The following is a 16,032-nucleotide window of genomic DNA, read 5'->3' on the forward strand; positions in this document are numbered from 1 at the left end:
GCATCCGCTCTTCCCGCTAGCACCGCGTGCTCGCTGAGGGGTAGCCGCGGCGGCTGGGGGAGGGGGTGGCGGTGTCGGAGTCGGGGCGGGCTCGGGGGTAGGTGTTGGGGTGACTTCAGCGGTAGAAATCGGCTCCGGCTCTTCCTGAGTATCGCGGATTGTTGGGCGCGGCCAGAGCCAAAAGGCGGCCAACAAAGCCACAGCGCCTCCCCCGGCCAAGACCCACTTTAGGCTGCTGCCGGAAGGCTGGAGAACCGTTGGGGGGGCGGCTTGCGGCAGGGGACGGGTAGGGGGAGTATCCGTTCGTGGTGGGACGGGGGGATCCTGAGGGGGAGCAGCCGGAAGCGTGTTGCTGGCCTGGATGACTGTAGAGGGCGTTTCGGCAGTTTCGCCTTCAACTTTGGGGGAGGGATCCGGCGCAGCTTCTGCCGAGGGATCTGAGGGGAGAGGTTCCCGCTCGGCGATGTAATAGGGGATCCCTGCACCTGCAGGCGGGATGGGCTCATCTTCGACAAGATCCAGATCTTCATCGCGGATGTCTTCAAAGGCTCCAGAAGCCGATCCTGTATTGCCGGTGGTTTTGATCGGCGGTCTGGGATCGGAAGAGGGTGGAGCCTCGTTTTGAGCCTTGGCACCGCCGGTGGGAAGAATCACGGTACTGGCCTGGCTGCTGGGGAGTTGAGTGGCCACCGTCAGCTCATAGGCCTGCAGCAGCCGCTCCCCCAGCTCCTGCATCGTCTGCGGGCGTTCGTCCGGGTTTTTCTTCAGGCAATCCATCACCACCGCTGCCAAGGCGGGCGGGATCGGCTGCGGAGTTGTCTCCGGGTTGATCTCAAGGGGGCTTTCGTAGCAATGGGCGTGGATCCAACTGTGCAACGAGTCGGTTTCCAATTGAAAGGGCATGGATCCCGTCAGCATCTCGTAGAGCACCACCCCAAACGAGTAGATATCCGAGCGGGCATCCAGAGACTTGCCCCGTATCTGTTCAGGAGAGGCGTAACGGGCCGTGCCGATAAATCCGCCCCCTTTGTGGGTGCCTAGGCTGAGGGTGTGATCCGCCAGGGTCTTGGCCACGCCGAAGTCGAGGATTTTCAGTTGAGACGTGAGTTGGCCCTCTTGCAAGACTTGCTCGAGAAACAGGTTGCTGGGCTTGATGTCGCGGTGAATCACGCCCCGAATCTCGCGGCCATCTACCTTGGCGCGGAACGTGTGGGCAAAGTGCAGCCCTTCACAAGCCTGCAGGGCCAACCGAATGACTTGCCGAAGCGGCAGAGCCCCTTTTTCCCGCATCAGCTTGCCCAGATCCTGCCCCTTGAGGTACTCCATCACCAGGTAGGCTTGCTCGCCCTCTTGGCCGTGATCCAAAACTTTGACGATGCGGGGATGCTGTCCCAGAAGGATGCTGATGCGGATCTCTTCGGCAAAGCGGCGGCGCAAATCGATCTGGGCGTCGCCCCGGCTCAGCAGCAAGGGCGCGTGCAGGATCTTGACCGCCACCTCTTGGTGGTTGTTGTGTAAGTCCAAGGCGCGAAAGACGGATCCCATGCCGCCACCACCGATTTCTTGAATTAGCCGGTAGCGACCGCCCAAAATGCGATTGGTGAGATCAAAAGACATAGGTTTGCAGGCGCAAGAAAAGGCAGCTCAGGCCAAGATGTCCATACGATAAACCAATTGCTGGAATTCATACCCGCCCATTGCTCAGTCCAACTTCAGGGATCCCAATCTTTGACTCTCTGGAGGCCCAAGCGCTCCGCGCCGCCGGCGCGACCACCTCCAGCCCCTCTCCCAGCCCCCCTCACCCCCAGACCCTCTCCCAAAGGGAGAGGGGAGTTAGGGATAGCGCTTTGCGCCGCCAGCGCGTGCGCGACAGCGTTGCGACAAGCCGTTTTTTATTACCATTTGGAATGACTATTTAGAGATTTTTTTAAGGATCTCCAGTAAATGTGAAAAAAGCGCAAGGGAATGCTGGGGGAAATTCAGCCTTCTGGGCAACCTTCAGCCCAAAGGGGGATGATCGGAAGGGATCCCTGCGCGAGGGCTTATGGACTTGGGCTTGGTGGTGATTGCCTACAAAGAGGGGGATCGGGAGAGCAAGGCCGCCTGTCAACTGTGTGCGGAGCAGTTGCGCCGGCGCGGCGTTACGGTGCTAACAGCCCCCACCGGCTTGCACCACAACCCCTACCCGGTCTTCCTGGAGGCCACTTCCGATCCCATCGACCTAGCTGTGGTACTGGGGGGAGATGGGTCGGTGTTGGCGGCGGCCCGCCACCTGGCCCCCCATGGGATCCCCATTTTGCCCATTCAGTCGGGGGGCAGGCTGGGGTTTTTGGCCCAGTCAGAGCGGGTGCTGCACCAGGATCCCTGGGATCGCATCCAGGCCGGAGACTTCGTCCTGCAAGCCCGGATGATGTTGCAGGCCCAGATTTGGGAGCAAGTGCAACTGGGGCAGGGGGCTATTCCTGGCGAGGGCAAGCGGCAGGGCCGCCCGGTCAGTGACGTGTACTACGCCCTCAACGAAATGTGCCTCAAGCCCATCAACCGGGAACGCCTGCCCGCCGCCATCCTGGAAATCGAAGTCAATGGCGAGATTTTGGATCAGTACCACGGGGATGGTGTGCTGGTGGCTACACCGACGGGATCCACCTCCTACACCCTGGCAGCCAACGGCCCCATTCTGGAGCCCAGCTTTGAGGCCATCATCATCACCCCCATCTGTCCCCTCAGCTTGTCCAGCCGTCCCATCGTCATCGGCGGCACGGCTACGGTGGAGATCTGGCCCCTTGCCGATCCGGAAGGGCTGACCCGCCTCTGGAGCGATGGCGTCTTGGCCCAATCGGTCAACCCCGGCCAGTGGGTACAAATTCAACGGGCTCACCTGCCGGCCAAGCTGCTGATCCTAGAAAAAGACCTCTCCTACTTCCGCACCCTGCGAGAAAAACTGCAGTGGGCCGGCAGCCGCATCTACATCCCCACCACCAACCACCGCCCGGAAGGGGGATAAAGGGATCCTAAAGTTGGGGAGCTAGAGTAGCGGAGTTTGACTCCCCTGGAATCCTCTCCCATGAGCCTCAGACTTTACCTACTCAGACACTTTTCCAGCAGTTCAACCTAAAGCTTTAAAGAGATCCGCGACTCAAGCTTTCCAAACGCTCCCCGACGGATTCCGCTATCAAAATGAGTCTGAGGTTCACTCAATTGGGATAAATTGCAGCAGGGATCCCGTGTGGATGAGATGGGCCGGGGCAGATTTTCCATCCTGGCCGGGATGGGCCAGCAGCACACAGCGATCTTGGGGGGTGAGGTTAAACCCGACAGAGGGATCAGGCTCTCTTTTCAGTTGAGAATTGAGTTGCGGATCCCCGACAAACGTCAGTTGAGCCAAGAGGGCCAATAGGCAATCTAGATGGGCCAAATCCGTTCCGAAAGGAGTCCGCTCCTGCAAGGTGGCCAACGCCACCGGGTGGCCTTCCCGGATGAGATAGGTGAGGATCCCGGCACAGCGCTCTACGGCCCGCTCCAGCTTGTTGCGATGCGCTTCAGGGCCTTCTCCCCGCGGCTGCCAGCGGTTTTCAAAACAGAGGACAATGGCCTGGGAACGGGGACGCTCCAGCTCGCGCACGACCAGTTGATCCCGTTTGGCCGAGATCTTCCAGTGCACCGAGCGCACATCATCTTGGGGACGATAAGGCCGCAAGCTGAGATAGTCCCCCTCCTGGCCCGGCTGAGGGCGCAACCGGCTGCCGCCGCTGAACTGATCCGGCAGCAGCAAACCCTGCACAGGGGCAGGCCGAGGAAACACGATCACCGTCTGCGCATCCTCAATTTCCACTGCCTTGCGGAAGAGTTCAAAGGGAAAGCTGGTGGCAATTTCAAAGCCCTGCAGCCGCCACGCCCCTCGCCGTGAAAAAGTGTGCTGATAGAAGGTATCTAGCTTGGCGCCGGGATCCAAGCGCAAAACGTAGCTGGAAGGCCAATCGGCCCGCCTGAGCCCCTCAATGCGCTCGCTGACCTGTAGGGAAAAACTGGGCAGGCGCCGTTTGCGGTTGACCAGCGTCAGCCCCACCAAGACCGGCTGGCCGGCAAAAATGCGGCTGGGCAACTGCCGGCTCACCTCCAGATCTTTGAGGGTAAGCTCGGAGAGCATGCCGCTGAGGAGAATGAGGCTGAGCAGCATCCCCAGCACCAAGTAAAGGGGATTGTTGCCGGTGTTGAAGGCGGCAATGCTTACCAAGAGGGTGATCCCAACAAACCGCCCCCCGATGCGGGTAAAGCGGAAGCGGCGCAGAAAACGAACCCGCTGCCTTGAGGACAACTGGGGAGGGCGGATCCCCAACTTCCGCGGCCACTGCAACGATTGCAGGAGTTGAAGTGCCGTTTGGCTAAGTTTCAATAACATTTGCCTGCCTCCTCTGCAGCCCTGTACCGCTAATTCTTGCTCCCCAACCCTCCGCGCAAGAATACCCGTATCTTGCAGCGTAAAGGGATCAGGCACTAGGAGCAGGTTTGTTCGGTGAGGATTTGGGCAATGGCCGCAGCCACCCGCTCCTGTTGTTGGAGAGTCAACTCAGGAAAACAGGGCAAGGACAACACTTGAGCAGCACAGAGCTCAGCATTGGGCAGATCCCCAGGTTTGTACCCCAACTTTTTGCGGTACACCGGCTGCAGATGCAGCGGGATGGGGTAGTAAACGCGGCTGGCAATGCCCCGCTCCTGCAACTGCTTTTGCAACCGGTCGCGCCGCCGCGAGTCCGTCGAGTCGGAACCAGGCACCCGCACCGTGTACTGGTGCCACACCGAGTTGCCCCCCACCGCCACCTGGGGCAGGATCAGCCCAGGGATCCCCTGCAACAGGCGGTGATAGGACTCGGCAATCCCCTGCCGCCGCCAGTTCCACTCCCGCAGGTGGGTCAACTTAACCGACAGGATCACGGCTTGCAGCGCGTCGAGGCGGCTGTTGAGGCCGATGTGCTCGTGCTGGTATTGGCGAGTCTGGCCGTGTTCTTTAAGAATGCGAACCTTGCGGGCCAATTGTGGATCCCGGGTCACCACCGCCCCACCATCCCCTGCTGCCCCCAAGTTTTTGGTGGGAAAAAAGCTGAAGCAGCCGATATCTCCCCAGGTTCCCACCGGCCTGCCCCCCCAACAGGCCCCCACCGCCTGGGCGCAATCTTCTATCACGGCCAACCCATGTCGCCGCGCGATGGCCAGAATCTCGGTCATGTTGGCCGCCTGGCCGAACAGATGCACCGGGATCACCGCCTTGGTGCGGGGGGAAATGCTCTTTTCCAGAAGCTGGGGATCCAGGTTAAAAGTGCAGGGATCCACATCCACAAACACCGGCCGTGCCCCCACCAAGTCGATAGCCTCGGCGGAGGCAAAAAAGCTAAAGGCAGTGGTGATCACCTCGTCACCTGCTTGGATCCCAAGGGCGCGCAAGGCCAGCACCAAAGCATCGGTGCCGGAATTGCAGCCAACAGCCTCCAGGTCCCCGCCGCCAAGAAACCGGGAGAATAGCTCCTCAAAACGCCGCACCGCCTCTCCCCCGATGTACTGGCCTGAGGCCAGCAACGCCTCCACCTCGGGCAGAAGGGTTTCAGCCAGAGCGCGGTATTGCAAGGTCAAGTCCAGCAGCGGAATAGGCTCATCCGTCACGGTGCTGCCTTTTGGGAAGGTAGCGGCCACAGCCCATTATCGAGGATGAGAGCTTTCGACACTCCCACCAACTAAAGAAAGCTGGAGAATTCTTACCCAGTCCGTTGCTGGACTCGTAAAGGCGTTGTCAAGCCGCCTCTAGACAGCTCTCACAGCCCTGTCCCGCTAGCGCAAGCAAGGACATAATGCCAAGGCTCTGCTTGGTTTGTCTTGCTTAGCTGCCGGCTAGGTTTTTCACGAAGGTAGGTCAGTATGTACAGTGTAGCAGAGAGAGAAATCAGCGATTAAAATCGCCTATGCCTCTTCCCTGAGGCGGAAAAGCTGATTTTCGGCGTCCACAACGCTCTGGCCCCAAGTGATTCTTCCCTTATCTTCGCTACAAGTGGACTGCTGGGATCCCAGCCCACTCCGAATCTATCCCAATCTGAGATAGAGTAAACGCGGTACGTCCCTGGCCAGGGATTCCCTAGGTCGGCTACAGCTATCGACAGGATGTTCTATGCAGGTTGCTTCTCAAGCAGTTCTCGGCAAAGCCCCTTTGGCCCCCCGAATTCTAGCTTTGGTGCCGGGAGGGATTGGCGACCAAATTCTTTTTTTTCCCACCCTGGCAAGTTTGCGGCAGCGCTTTCCAGAAGCGGAGCTAGAGGTGTTGGTGGAGCCGCGGGCGGCAGCTGCCTACGAGGTTTGTCCCTCGGTGAATCGGGTGCTAACCTTTCCGTTTAAAGAGCAGCTCTCGTTGGGAGATATCAGCGATCTGCTGGGGCGAATCCGGGAACGGCAGTACGATGCGGTGCTGAGCCTGGGCAGAAGCTTAGGGGTCAAGCTGCTGCTTTGGCTAACTGGGATCCCGAAGCGGGTTGGCTATGCTCCACCAGGGCCTGGGCGACCTTGGCTGACCGACCCGGTGCCCCTGAAGCCGGCCCAATATGCAGCGAGCATGTATCACGACCTGCTGCAGGGGTTTGGCATCACTGCGACGGCAGGCCTGCCTCAGGTTCGCCTAAAGAAGACGGACCTGGAGTGGGCCGAGCAGGAACGCAAGCGCCTGCTGGGGGATGCTGCCCAAGATTACGTGCTGTTACATCCCGGCGCCAGCCAACTGTCCCAGGAGAAGGGAATTCAGAAAATCTACCCCCCCGCCAGCTGGGTCAAGGTCATCAAGGGCTTCCGGGAAAAGCGGCCGGAGCTGCCGCTGGTGCTGCTGCTGGGGCCAGAAGATGAGCAGCTGGCGGAGGGCTTTCTGTCGCAACTGCCGGATCTGCCGGTGAGCCGCCCTCCCCACCTGGGCCAACTGGCGGCCTTGATTGCTGGCTCCACCCTGCTGTTGTGTACCGACAGCGCCCCCATGCACCTAGCAGTAGCCACCCAAACTCCCCTGGTGGCTGTGTTTGGCCCCACTGAGCCGGAGCGGCTGCTGCCTTCCGAAGGGCCGTTCCGCGCCGTTAAGGCTGCCAACGGGGTGATCGACTCGATTGCTCCTGAGCAAATCCTGCAAGTGATCTTCCCCGGCTAGCGGCAGAAGACTTTCCCCAAGACCAGCCCAAAAGGTTATGGGATCCTGCAGCCACTTCGGACAAGTTTGAAACCATTCCCTCACCCCAACTCCTCTCCCAGGACACTGCGCTCCTCGCCCCAGGGAGAGCTTGTCCCGCTATACCGGCTGTCCCAGCCTGGAAAGGGAGTAGCACAGTTTTCTCCTTCTCCCTCTAGGAAAAAGGCCGGGAATGAGGAGCTTGTTTGGCCATGCGGACGAAGGGACTTGAACCCTTACGCCTTGCGGCACTAGATCCTAAGTCTAGCGCGTCTGCCATTCCGCCACGTCCGCAAAAGCTGGCCCCGTAGGCCGGTTGTCAGCCGACTCGGATCCCGCTCAATTATGCTAACCCAAGCCGGCTCTGGCTAACCCGGCAACTGGGCAACGGCGACCTTCAGCTCCTCTGTGGCGTCCAAAACCACCCAGCCTTGCCCCCCTGCCCGCTTCCACAGCTCAAAGTGCAGGTGTGGCCCGGTTACCGCCCCGGTTGCCCCCACATAGCCGATCACGGATCCCTGTTCCACCACTTCCCCGGCTCTTACCGCGACTTCGGACATGTGGCCGTAGCGGGTGCGCCGACTGCCGCCATGGTCCAGCACAACCGTAATTCCCAGGCCTCCCAAGGATCCCGCGCTCACCACCTTGCCGCTCAACGCAGCCAGGATTGGCGTGCCCAGGCTGGCCCCCAGATCCACGCCGGCATGGAACTCTGGCTGGCCGCGGATGGGGTGAATTCGCATGCCAAACCCAGAGGTAATCGGCACGGGGTGGGGCAAAGGATAGAGCAACTGTTCTTCACCTGTCGCCAATTCGGGCAATGCCGGCGCTGGCGGCTTAGGCGTTTGGGGTTGGCTGGGATCCTCAATACGAATCTCTTCGCCTGGCATGAGGATGATGCGGCGACCGGAGCTGCGCTCCATCAGCACCACCGGCACCCCACTTTCCGGCTGAGCATCGACGGCCAAGTTCTGGGTTGCTGGCGGCTCCATAATAATTTCCCGCCCCACCACCGTCTCTGCGCGGGTTTCTGCCTCCAGGGTTGGAGAGCTGCCAGGTTTGGACGCCAAGCCTGGAGACTCTGGGCTGCCCGCCGGCAGGGGAATGGCACCATCCAACAGCAGGGCTTCTGCTCCAGGGGTGTCCAGAGCCGGGCCTATTGAGGGAGGAGGGGGCAGAGGATGGAGTTGCGTCTGCGCCAGCAGAGCGGTGGAAGAGAAGCAGAGCAGCAGGCCCAGTCCCAACCCTAAGCCCAGGCCCAGCCGCCGCAGCAGCCGCGCCCTTCTCGCCAACCGGCTGCCTGGCCGGGAGAGAAGACGCAGCCAAAAAGACTTTGCCGACATGCGCAAGGGATCCAACACGGGTCACTCAGGAGGAAACGAAGGGCCACTGGCAAGAGACGCTTGATAGCTCAGGCGCACCTGGTCGGGAGAAAGGACGAGGATCTGTCCTCCTGGAGTTTGTACCCGCAGCCTGCCATCCTCGGCAAGGCCCAAAACCGTAGCCGACGCCTCACCAGGGAGCCATTGGACTTGCGGCTTCACCGTCCAGGCTTCGTACCTGGAGCGCACAGGGGCAAACCCCTCCTGCAGCCAGATCTGAAACCCGCGCTCCATCCCCTGCAAAACCCAGGCGGCAACTGCGGTGCTGTCCTGCCGGGATCCCAGAATTTCTGCCAAGGCAATCCCGCCAGCGGGCACGGGATTGTTGACATTGACCCCAACGCCGGCCACCAGCCCCAGCAGTTGCCCTCTCTCCCCAAAGCGGCTCTGCACCAAGAGGCCACCCAGCTTGCGCAGAGAACCCGGACACTGCTCATCCACCACCACCAGGTCGTTGGGCCATTTCAGCCGCAGCGGGATCCCCAGTTTCTGTCGTAGGCTATCCACAACACCCCAGGCCAGCGTCAGGGTCAACTCCAGCAGCGAATGCCGCAGAGGCGGGGATCCCAGCCAGACCGACAGATACAGCCCCCCCGGCTCCGAGTGCCACACCCGCCCGTGCTGGCCCTGTCCTGCCCGTTGGCGGGTGCTGACCAAAACCGTGCCCGGCGGCAGGGGCTGAGGAAACTGGCGCCCCCACTGCAAAAGCAGCCGGTTGGTGGAGTCGGTTGTCACCACCTGCAAGAGGTGGTGGCCCCATGCCCCCTGGCCCACCAGGGATCCCAGCCGCGAGGGGGAGAGCATGGCTAAGTCCCCCCAGCCCTAGCTCAACACGATATCTTCTGCCGGGCGTTGGGCCAACCGCTTCAGATTTTGATAGCGCAACATGTCCAGCAGGTCGTTGCCGGAGCGCCCCTCCAGACGGGCCTCCACGTGCAGCGCCTGCCCCAGCGCCTCCACCGCCTGCAGCCGTGGGATCCCGCGCAACACCAGGCGATCCACGGCGTAGGCATCGGCAGCCAGAAGACGGCGGTCGTTGGTCTGGTCGCGGCGCAACTGCCAAAGCGCCAAGCCGCTCAACCCTCCCGAAACCGTCGCCCCCACCGGGTCTTGCTGCACGACCTCGAAGATCAGGCTCAGCCCTCCCAGAGCCGCTATGGCCAGGTAAAAGTCGATCTGCCGCGAGGCTGCCCGGCTGTAGTAGCCCACCTTGTGGAGAAACAGCCCTGCCCGCTGCAGAGGAGTGAACTGTCGCCACTCGTAGGGTTTGATGAACAGCCGCATCTGCCGTTCCCAGGGCATCTGTCGGCGGCCCTTGATCACCACCGTCTGCCGCTCCGAGGCCGGCAAGATCTTCACGCTCTCCCGCATGCTGGCGGGCAGCAGATCCAGCAGGCGATCGATCTCAGCCTGGTCGAGAACGTAGTTGTCGTAGCTGTAGTACTCCGAGTTCATGCCGGGCCTACTCCTGAGCTTAATCCCATCGCCTGACGCATCTCTCGCACTGCCCGCTCCAATCCCACCAGCACCGCTCGACTGATGATGCTATGGCCGATGTTCAGCTCTTCCATGCCAGGGATCCGGGCCACCGGGCCGACGTTCCAGTAGGTGAGGCCGTGTCCGGCGTTCACCCGCAAGCCCAGTTGAATCGCCTGTTGGCTGGCCTGCCGCAGTTGGGCCAACTCCGCCTCTTGCTGCGCCTCCGAGGATGCCTCCGCATAGCGTCCCGTGTGCAGTTCCACCCAGCGGGCCCCCACCTGGGCAGCGGCGGCAATTTGGATGGGATCGGGATCGACAAACAAGCTGACGGGAATGCCGGATCCCTGCAGTTGGCTTACCACCTCGCTAAGACGCGACACCTGCCCGGCCACATCCAGACCGCCCTCGGTGGTGACCTCTTCTCGCCGCTCGGGCACTAGGGTGACATAATCGGGCTTGATCTCCAGGGCGATGGCCACCATCTCGTCGGTGGCGGCCATCTCCAAGTTGAGGTGGGTGCGCACCGTCTGGCGCAGTAGCCGCACATCCCGCTCCTGGATATGGCGGCGATCCTCGCGCAAATGCACCGTGATCCCATCTGCCCCTGCCAACTCGGCGATCACCGCCGCGGCCACCGGATCCGGCTCTACGGTGCGGCGAGCCTGGCGCAGGGTGGCGACGTGGTCGATGTTAACTCCCAGACTTAACAAGGCTCAACTTCTTTCACTGTAGCTGGTGATGAATGCTCCTAGTATTACATTATTCATTACTTGTGCCGGTCAGACGAGTCAGGGTATTGCGGGGCGCAGAGCTAAGGGGCACAGGCTTTATGATCGAGAACGACACCTCGCCCCTCCGGGATCCACTGCGGGCTTGCCATGACCAATCCAGATACCTCTTTGGCGGTGGGACAACACTCCATTGTTGACCGGGCGCGGGTGCCGGTCCTGATTGCCCAATACCTGCCGGTAGAAATCTGCATCTACTACCAGGTTGTGCCCCTCGCTCTGGACACCGACAGCTTGATCTTGGGCATGGTGGATCCCCAGGATTTGGCGGCGTTGGACTACGTGAGCAAGATGCTCGCCTATTCCCAGATCTCCGTTGAGCCGATCCCGATTACTTTTGAGCAGCAGCAGGATTTAATTGCCTACTACTTCAGCCATCCGCCGAGCCCGGCAGAGGTGGAGCAGCTACGCCTCCAGGCCCAAGCCAGCCGCGTCACCCGGGAAGTTCCTGCTCCCGTGGCCGAGCCGCCCAGCCGACTGACCCCCACCCAGCCGCTGCCGGCACGGCCAACTGCTCCGCCCCTTCCTGTTGACGAATCGGAAGAGACGGCGCAGCAGTTGCTGAACTCGATGCTGCGGCGAGCTTTGGAGGAGAAAGCGGAGCAAATTTTTGTTGAACCCCAGGAGGGGTTGGTGTGTCGGGTGCGCTACCGCCAGCAGGGGATTTTGCGGGATCTATTTAAGGATCTCTCGGAGTCGATACGGGCAAAGTTGATCGCCGCCATGAAGCGGATGATGGCCCTGGATGCAGGGCTGATCGGGGAGCCCCAGCAGGCGGAAGCAGAGCGGATGTATCGGGGGGAGCCGCTGGTGCTGCAATTGCGCATCATTCCCCAGCGCTCCAAGAGTGGCCAGGTTTCCTCCTCCAGGGAAGGCGCCATCCTCAGCATTCTGCGAGGGGAGACCCTCCACAAGTATCAGCAAGGCCAAAACCGCCTCCGCGTCTCCGAGACTGTGGCTTTGGCCCAGCAGGCCCATCAACTGCTGCAACAACTGCAAGCTGCCCTCAGCACCACAATCGAGAAGCTGAAGCAATACCCCACCCCCCCCGGCAGCGACTGGCCCCTGATGACAGAAATGCTGGCGGCCATTCAGGCCCAAGCCCAGATGATCGCCATCCGCCAGCAGGACTGGGAAAAACTCAATTCCGGCAGTTGATCTCCTATGGGCATTTGGATACAGGCCGGGCCACTGCTCTCCTGCCCCAATCCCTGCCCGTAGGAATCCAGAAGCCTCTCCTCCTCGCTCCAGGCGTCCCATTCCCACGACAACCTGAGCGGCTTCTTCCTAGCGGGATCCCTCCCGCAACAGCACCAAAATCACCCCGGCAATAATGCTGATGGTGGCCCCGGCAATCAGGCTGGTGGCCAGACGTTCCAGCCGTTCTCCAATGGTTTGGGCGGTGTCGAACTTAAAAGTGAGCTTTTCGACGTCACCCGAGAGCTTCTCGACCCGCTCCGAGAGCTTTTGGGTATCTCCTGAGAGCCGATCGATCCGATCCAGAATCTCCCCTTGTTGTTGGGTGAGGCGAGCTATTGCTTGGCTGTTGGTTTCAACCAGCCGCTCGACCCGCTCTAGGCGCTCTTCTGTCGAAATCGTCATGGGGCTTGGAAGTCACGAGCAGGGTATCTCCGCCTATCGATCCTAGGCTACTCCCGGCCTTTTGTCTCTCTAGCGTCGGCTTGACCGGACAGCCTCTGCTCCTACTGCCTCGGTTGAGTGCGATAATCTGGAGATCGTGCAGTCTTGTGCGCTAGCCGCCATGTCGTCAAAAGATCCGACGTCTTTGCCCCAGCCCAAGCTGCCGCCAGGAGAAACCTCCGCTGGCTCCAGATCCCGCGCTTGGTGGCAGGCTCAGCGGGAGAACTTGCTGACAGTGGTGCTGGCGCTGCTGTTGGCCTTCGGCATTCGCACCTTTGTGGCGGAAGCACGTTGGATCCCCTCCGATTCGATGCTGCCCACCCTAGAAGAAGGAGATCGGCTGGTGGTGGAAAAGATCAGCTACCGCTTCAGCTCCCCCAGACGGGGCGACATCATCGTCTTCTACCCGCCTGCCAAGCTGAACTTCGACGGTGCCTACATCAAGCGGGTGATCGGCCTGCCGGGGGATCGCATCCGCATTGCCGATGGCAAGGTGATCGTCAACGGCATCCCGCTCCAGGAGGACTATATCTACGCTCCCCCCAATTACTCCTGTCCGGGCGAGCGCTGCCCCGGCGTGCCCAACCAGGGATCCGAATTTCTCGTCCCCCCCGGCTCCTATTTTGTGATGGGGGACAACCGCAACGACAGCCAAGACTCCCATGTGTGGGGATTTTTGCCGGAAGAGAACATCATCGGCAACACCATCTTCCGCTTTTGGCCCCCCAATCGCCTGCACTTTTTCACCCCGCCAGAGTATCCGGAGCTCTCTTCTGAAGGGGCGCAGGCCTCGGGGAGTCGAACCTAAACCTGGGAAAACCTCTCAGCGGGCCCGCTCCAGCACATAGTCCACCATCTGAAACAAAGCTCGGCGGGCTACCGAATCGGGGAGAACTTCCAACGCCTCAGCAGCCCGACGGGCATAGTCTCGCGCCAACTCGCGGGAGCGCGGGATCCCATTGCTCTGGTAAACCCACTCCAGGGCCTGCTGGAGATCCTGGGGTTCGGCCAGCTCTCGGAGGATCAGCTCTCGCATCTGGGGAAACTCCTCCAGGGCGAACAAAACCGGTGCCGTCAAGTTGCCCTGGATGAGGTCAGATCCCACCGGCTTACCGAGCATCTCTGCCGAAGCGGTGAAATCCAGCAGGTCGTCCACGATTTGGAAGGCAATGCCCAGGTCGCGGCCAAAGTCGAAGAGGCGATCGGCCACCTCAGGACTGACCCCGCTCAGCAGCCCGGCGGCCTTAGAACTGCCGGATATGAGGGAGGCGGTTTTGTAGAAGCTCTTGGCCAGGTACTCTTCCAAGGACACATCCGGGTCGAAGCGGGTGAGGCTCTGGCGCACCTCGCCCTCCGGCAGATCCATGATCACCTTGGACAGGAGCTTCACCACTTCCAGATTGTCCAGGTTAGCCAAATACCAGGCAGCTTGGCCGAAGAGGTAGTCCCCCGCCAGCACCGCTACGCGGTTGTCGAAAAGGGTATTTACTGTGTCGATGCCCCGCCGCACATCGGCAGTGTCGATGACATCGTCGTGCACCAAGCTGGCCGTGTGGATCATCTCGGTAATTTCCGCCAGGCGCCAATGCTGCGGGGTAATCTCCCCATCCGGCGTAGTAGCCCGCGCAATCAACAGCACAATCGCCGGTCGGATCCCTTTCCCCCCCGCCGAAAACAGATGTTCGGCAGCCATGGCCAGAATTGGGTGTTTGGCGCTAACCAGCCGCGACAGGTTCTGGCGTAAACGCTCCAGATCCGCTTCTACAGGGCCAAAGGGGGAGAGCACAGAGGTCATGGAGCCAAAGTATGAGAGGTTTTACAAAATTTCATATCTCCCCTTATTGTAGAGCACCCCAACGTTCTCGGGGAAAAGCGAGCGGTATCATGCAAAGAGTCCTCTGCTTTTTTATGTCGGATCCCGTTCCCCCAGTGCCAACCGGCTCTGTCCCCCCCCTCCCTGCAGAACCCGATTGGGAGGAGGAGTGGGAGCTTGCACTGGAGCGGCCACCTCTATCGGGGCGAGCCCAGCCTCACCACCATGACCCGCAGTCGCGGCGCAAGCTGATCCATCGTCTGGCTCGCATCGAGGGGCATGTGCGCGGGATCCGCTCCATGATCGAGCAGGATCAGCCCTGTCCGGATGTGCTGCTGCAGATTGCCGCTGTCAAGGGGGCACTGGATCGGGTGGCGCGCCTTATTCTTGACGATCACATCCGTCACTGCATCCGCCACGCCATCGAAAGTGGCAACATCGAGGTGGAACTGGAAGAGCTGCAGCGGGCCCTGGATCGCTACATCAGCTAGTGGATACAAGCCTTTCCCATGGGGGTGGGCTGGGCTTTGCTCAAGCCAAGGCTAGCTGTTGCCGTCGGCAGCGTAGCGCTCCAGCAGAGCGGCGCTTTTCAGTTGCCATTGCAGGCCCATGAAGGCCCAGTCCAAGAACTCGTTGATCTCCTCCTGGCTGAACTGCATGGCTTTGCCGATCTCGAAAATCAGGGCCTCTTCTTTTTCCGCCAGCTCGTTGTTGACCACCGCCATCGCCGCCAAATCTCTCAGGATCAAGGCTCCGGCTGCATTGTGTAGAGGAGGGATCCGGCTGAGGTCTAGGGTTGCGCCTGTCTCGTCGGCCAGATAGCTTTGGGCCACCTGTTTTTCGACGCCCATCCCTTCTGCAATTTGCAGGAAAAAGTTGCTCTCCTCTTCGTCCAACTGGCCGTCCACGCGGGCCACCGCGATCAAGGCTTTGAGGTAGAGCTGGCGCTGCTCATCTGTCAAGTCGGCGTAGTTGACCATAGGGGTTGCTGCTGAGCTTGGGTTTCCTCTTCAACTTTGCCACGAAGATGCCACCTGGTGTCGATTCGACCCTTTTTCAGCCGAGGAAAAATCGATTACAATAGAGGGCCTGTGTCATAGCTAGCCGCCAAGACTTCCGCTGGGATGTGGGAAGGGGCGGCAACTTGGCTTGCTTCATCTTTTTTTCTCTTGGTAACCCTTTACAGCTTGCGGAGCACCCCCGAGGAGCAGACACCCCATGGTTAAATTGCGGCTCAAGCGCTACGGAAAAAGACGGCAACCCACTTATCGCATCGTCGCCATCGAAAGTAAGGCCCGCCGCGAGGGTCGTCCGCTGGAGGAGTTGGGCTACTACAACCCGCGCACCAAGGAGACGGTTCTGGAGACGGCAGGCCTGCTCAAGTGGTTGCGTTGTGGCGCTCAGCCTACAGATACGGTGGACAGCCTCCTCAGGAAGGCCGGCATCTACGAGATGCTCAAAGCCGGCGAGGGCGGAGTGGTTGCCGCGATTCGCATCCCGGCTATCGCCAAGCCGGAGGCTGGGATCCCTGATCCGGCGCCGTCCACAGAGGAGCCTGCCGCTGTTTGCGAGGCCTCTGCCGAGATGGCAGGGCAACCGGGGGAAGTCGAGCCGGCTGGGGCGGCAGCGGAACCGAACTCCCAGGAGCCGGAGCCTGAGGAGGAAAAGCCTCAGGTTGAGGCCTAGGGTCGGCTACGCTTTCGGTTAAGCTTGGCTCGGCAGTTGTTCTTCCCTGTCGTCTAG

16 protein-coding genes and 1 tRNA gene are annotated in these 16,032 nt (G+C 60.8%); 6 read left to right on the forward strand and 11 right to left on the reverse strand.

Annotated elements, in window-relative coordinates; translation table 11 throughout:
• A partial coding sequence (locus NW855_RS14670; RefSeq protein WP_414509004.1) for a serine/threonine protein kinase occupies window positions 1-1,617 on the reverse strand: 1,617 nt, incomplete at its 3' end.
• Window positions 1,618-2,044: 427 nt separating this feature from the next.
• Between NW855_RS14670 and NW855_RS14675 the strand changes: the two genes are divergently transcribed.
• Window positions 2,045-3,004: an NAD(+) kinase gene (locus NW855_RS14675; RefSeq protein WP_011431074.1), complete on the forward strand. Its 960-nt coding sequence runs from the start codon at window positions 2,045-2,047 to the stop codon at window positions 3,002-3,004.
• Between the two features lie 186 nt (window positions 3,005-3,190).
• On the opposite strand, the gene NW855_RS14680 is transcribed toward NW855_RS14675, so the two are convergent.
• Both NW855_RS14680 and NW855_RS14685 read right to left on the reverse strand, forming a co-directional pair.
• Entirely contained in the window at window positions 3,191-4,399 is a 1,209-nt protein-coding gene (locus tag NW855_RS14680) for a DUF58 domain-containing protein (protein WP_099812889.1), read from the reverse strand.
• Between the two features lie 95 nt (window positions 4,400-4,494).
• Entirely contained in the window at window positions 4,495-5,655 is a 1,161-nt protein-coding gene (locus NW855_RS14685) for a DegT/DnrJ/EryC1/StrS family aminotransferase (protein WP_011431076.1), read from the reverse strand.
• 499 nt (window positions 5,656-6,154) lie between these two features.
• Here NW855_RS14685 and NW855_RS14690 point away from each other — a divergent pair, with 499 nt between their 5' ends.
• On the forward strand, window positions 6,155-7,168 hold the full coding sequence (locus NW855_RS14690; RefSeq protein ID WP_049749781.1) for a glycosyltransferase family 9 protein: 1,014 nt from the start codon (window positions 6,155-6,157) through the stop codon (window positions 7,166-7,168).
• A 231-nt stretch (window positions 7,169-7,399) separates the two neighbouring features.
• On the opposite strand, the gene NW855_RS14695 is transcribed toward NW855_RS14690, so the two are convergent.
• The 5 genes from NW855_RS14695 to NW855_RS14715 all read right to left on the reverse strand — a co-directional run bounded on the left by NW855_RS14695 (window position 7,400) and on the right by NW855_RS14715 (window position 10,757).
• A tRNA-Leu gene (locus NW855_RS14695) sits at window positions 7,400-7,480 on the reverse strand.
• 74 nt (window positions 7,481-7,554) lie between these two features.
• Complete coding sequence (locus NW855_RS14700) at window positions 7,555-8,529, reverse strand: M23 family metallopeptidase (protein WP_099812888.1); 975 nt, start codon at window positions 8,527-8,529, stop codon at window positions 7,555-7,557.
• A 21-nt stretch (window positions 8,530-8,550) separates the two neighbouring features.
• Window positions 8,551-9,372: a biotin--[acetyl-CoA-carboxylase] ligase gene (locus tag NW855_RS14705; protein ID WP_099812887.1), complete on the reverse strand. Its 822-nt coding sequence runs from the start codon at window positions 9,370-9,372 to the stop codon at window positions 8,551-8,553.
• Window positions 9,373-9,390: 18 nt separating this feature from the next.
• The gene (locus NW855_RS14710; protein ID WP_011431080.1) at window positions 9,391-10,023 is read right to left on the reverse strand and encodes a DUF3318 domain-containing protein; all 633 of its coding nucleotides are present in this window, start codon (window positions 10,021-10,023) and stop codon (window positions 9,391-9,393) included.
• Window positions 10,020-10,757: a pyridoxine 5'-phosphate synthase gene (locus NW855_RS14715; RefSeq protein WP_011431081.1), complete on the reverse strand. Its 738-nt coding sequence runs from the start codon at window positions 10,755-10,757 to the stop codon at window positions 10,020-10,022. The genes NW855_RS14710 and NW855_RS14715 overlap by 4 nt, the downstream gene beginning before the upstream one ends.
• A 168-nt stretch (window positions 10,758-10,925) precedes the next feature.
• Here NW855_RS14715 and NW855_RS14720 point away from each other — a divergent pair, with 168 nt between their 5' ends.
• The gene (locus NW855_RS14720; protein WP_011431082.1) at window positions 10,926-11,993 is read left to right on the forward strand and encodes a general secretion pathway protein; all 1,068 of its coding nucleotides are present in this window, start codon (window positions 10,926-10,928) and stop codon (window positions 11,991-11,993) included.
• Between the two features lie 129 nt (window positions 11,994-12,122).
• Here the strand turns inward: NW855_RS14720 and NW855_RS14725 are convergent, their stop codons facing one another.
• Window positions 12,123-12,437 carry a hypothetical protein gene (locus NW855_RS14725; protein ID WP_011431083.1) on the reverse strand — a complete coding sequence of 105 codons (315 nt, stop codon included), beginning with the start codon at window positions 12,435-12,437 and terminating at the stop codon, window positions 12,123-12,125.
• Between the two features lie 160 nt (window positions 12,438-12,597).
• Here NW855_RS14725 and lepB point away from each other — a divergent pair, with 160 nt between their 5' ends.
• Window positions 12,598-13,284, forward strand: a complete 687-nt coding sequence (gene lepB / locus NW855_RS14730; RefSeq protein ID WP_011431084.1) for a signal peptidase I — start codon at window positions 12,598-12,600, stop codon at window positions 13,282-13,284.
• A 15-nt stretch (window positions 13,285-13,299) separates the two neighbouring features.
• Here the strand turns inward: lepB and sds are convergent, their stop codons facing one another.
• Complete coding sequence (sds, locus tag NW855_RS14735) at window positions 13,300-14,271, reverse strand: solanesyl diphosphate synthase (RefSeq protein ID WP_011431085.1); 972 nt, start codon at window positions 14,269-14,271, stop codon at window positions 13,300-13,302.
• Window positions 14,272-14,384: 113 nt separating this feature from the next.
• On the opposite strand from sds, the gene NW855_RS14740 reads away from it, so the two are divergent.
• Window positions 14,385-14,780, forward strand: a complete 396-nt coding sequence (locus NW855_RS14740; protein WP_041439172.1) for a metal-sensing transcriptional repressor — start codon at window positions 14,385-14,387, stop codon at window positions 14,778-14,780.
• Between the two features lie 51 nt (window positions 14,781-14,831).
• Here the strand turns inward: NW855_RS14740 and NW855_RS14745 are convergent, their stop codons facing one another.
• Window positions 14,832-15,269 carry a TerB family tellurite resistance protein gene (locus tag NW855_RS14745; RefSeq protein ID WP_414346108.1) on the reverse strand — a complete coding sequence of 146 codons (438 nt, stop codon included), beginning with the start codon at window positions 15,267-15,269 and terminating at the stop codon, window positions 14,832-14,834.
• A 238-nt stretch (window positions 15,270-15,507) separates the two neighbouring features.
• Between NW855_RS14745 and rpsP the strand changes: the two genes are divergently transcribed.
• The gene (rpsP, locus tag NW855_RS14750; protein WP_011431088.1) at window positions 15,508-15,975 is read left to right on the forward strand and encodes a 30S ribosomal protein S16; all 468 of its coding nucleotides are present in this window, start codon (window positions 15,508-15,510) and stop codon (window positions 15,973-15,975) included.
• The last annotated feature ends 57 nt before the right edge of the window (window positions 15,976-16,032 follow it).

The organism is Synechococcus sp. RC10B2, assembly GCF_047502635.1.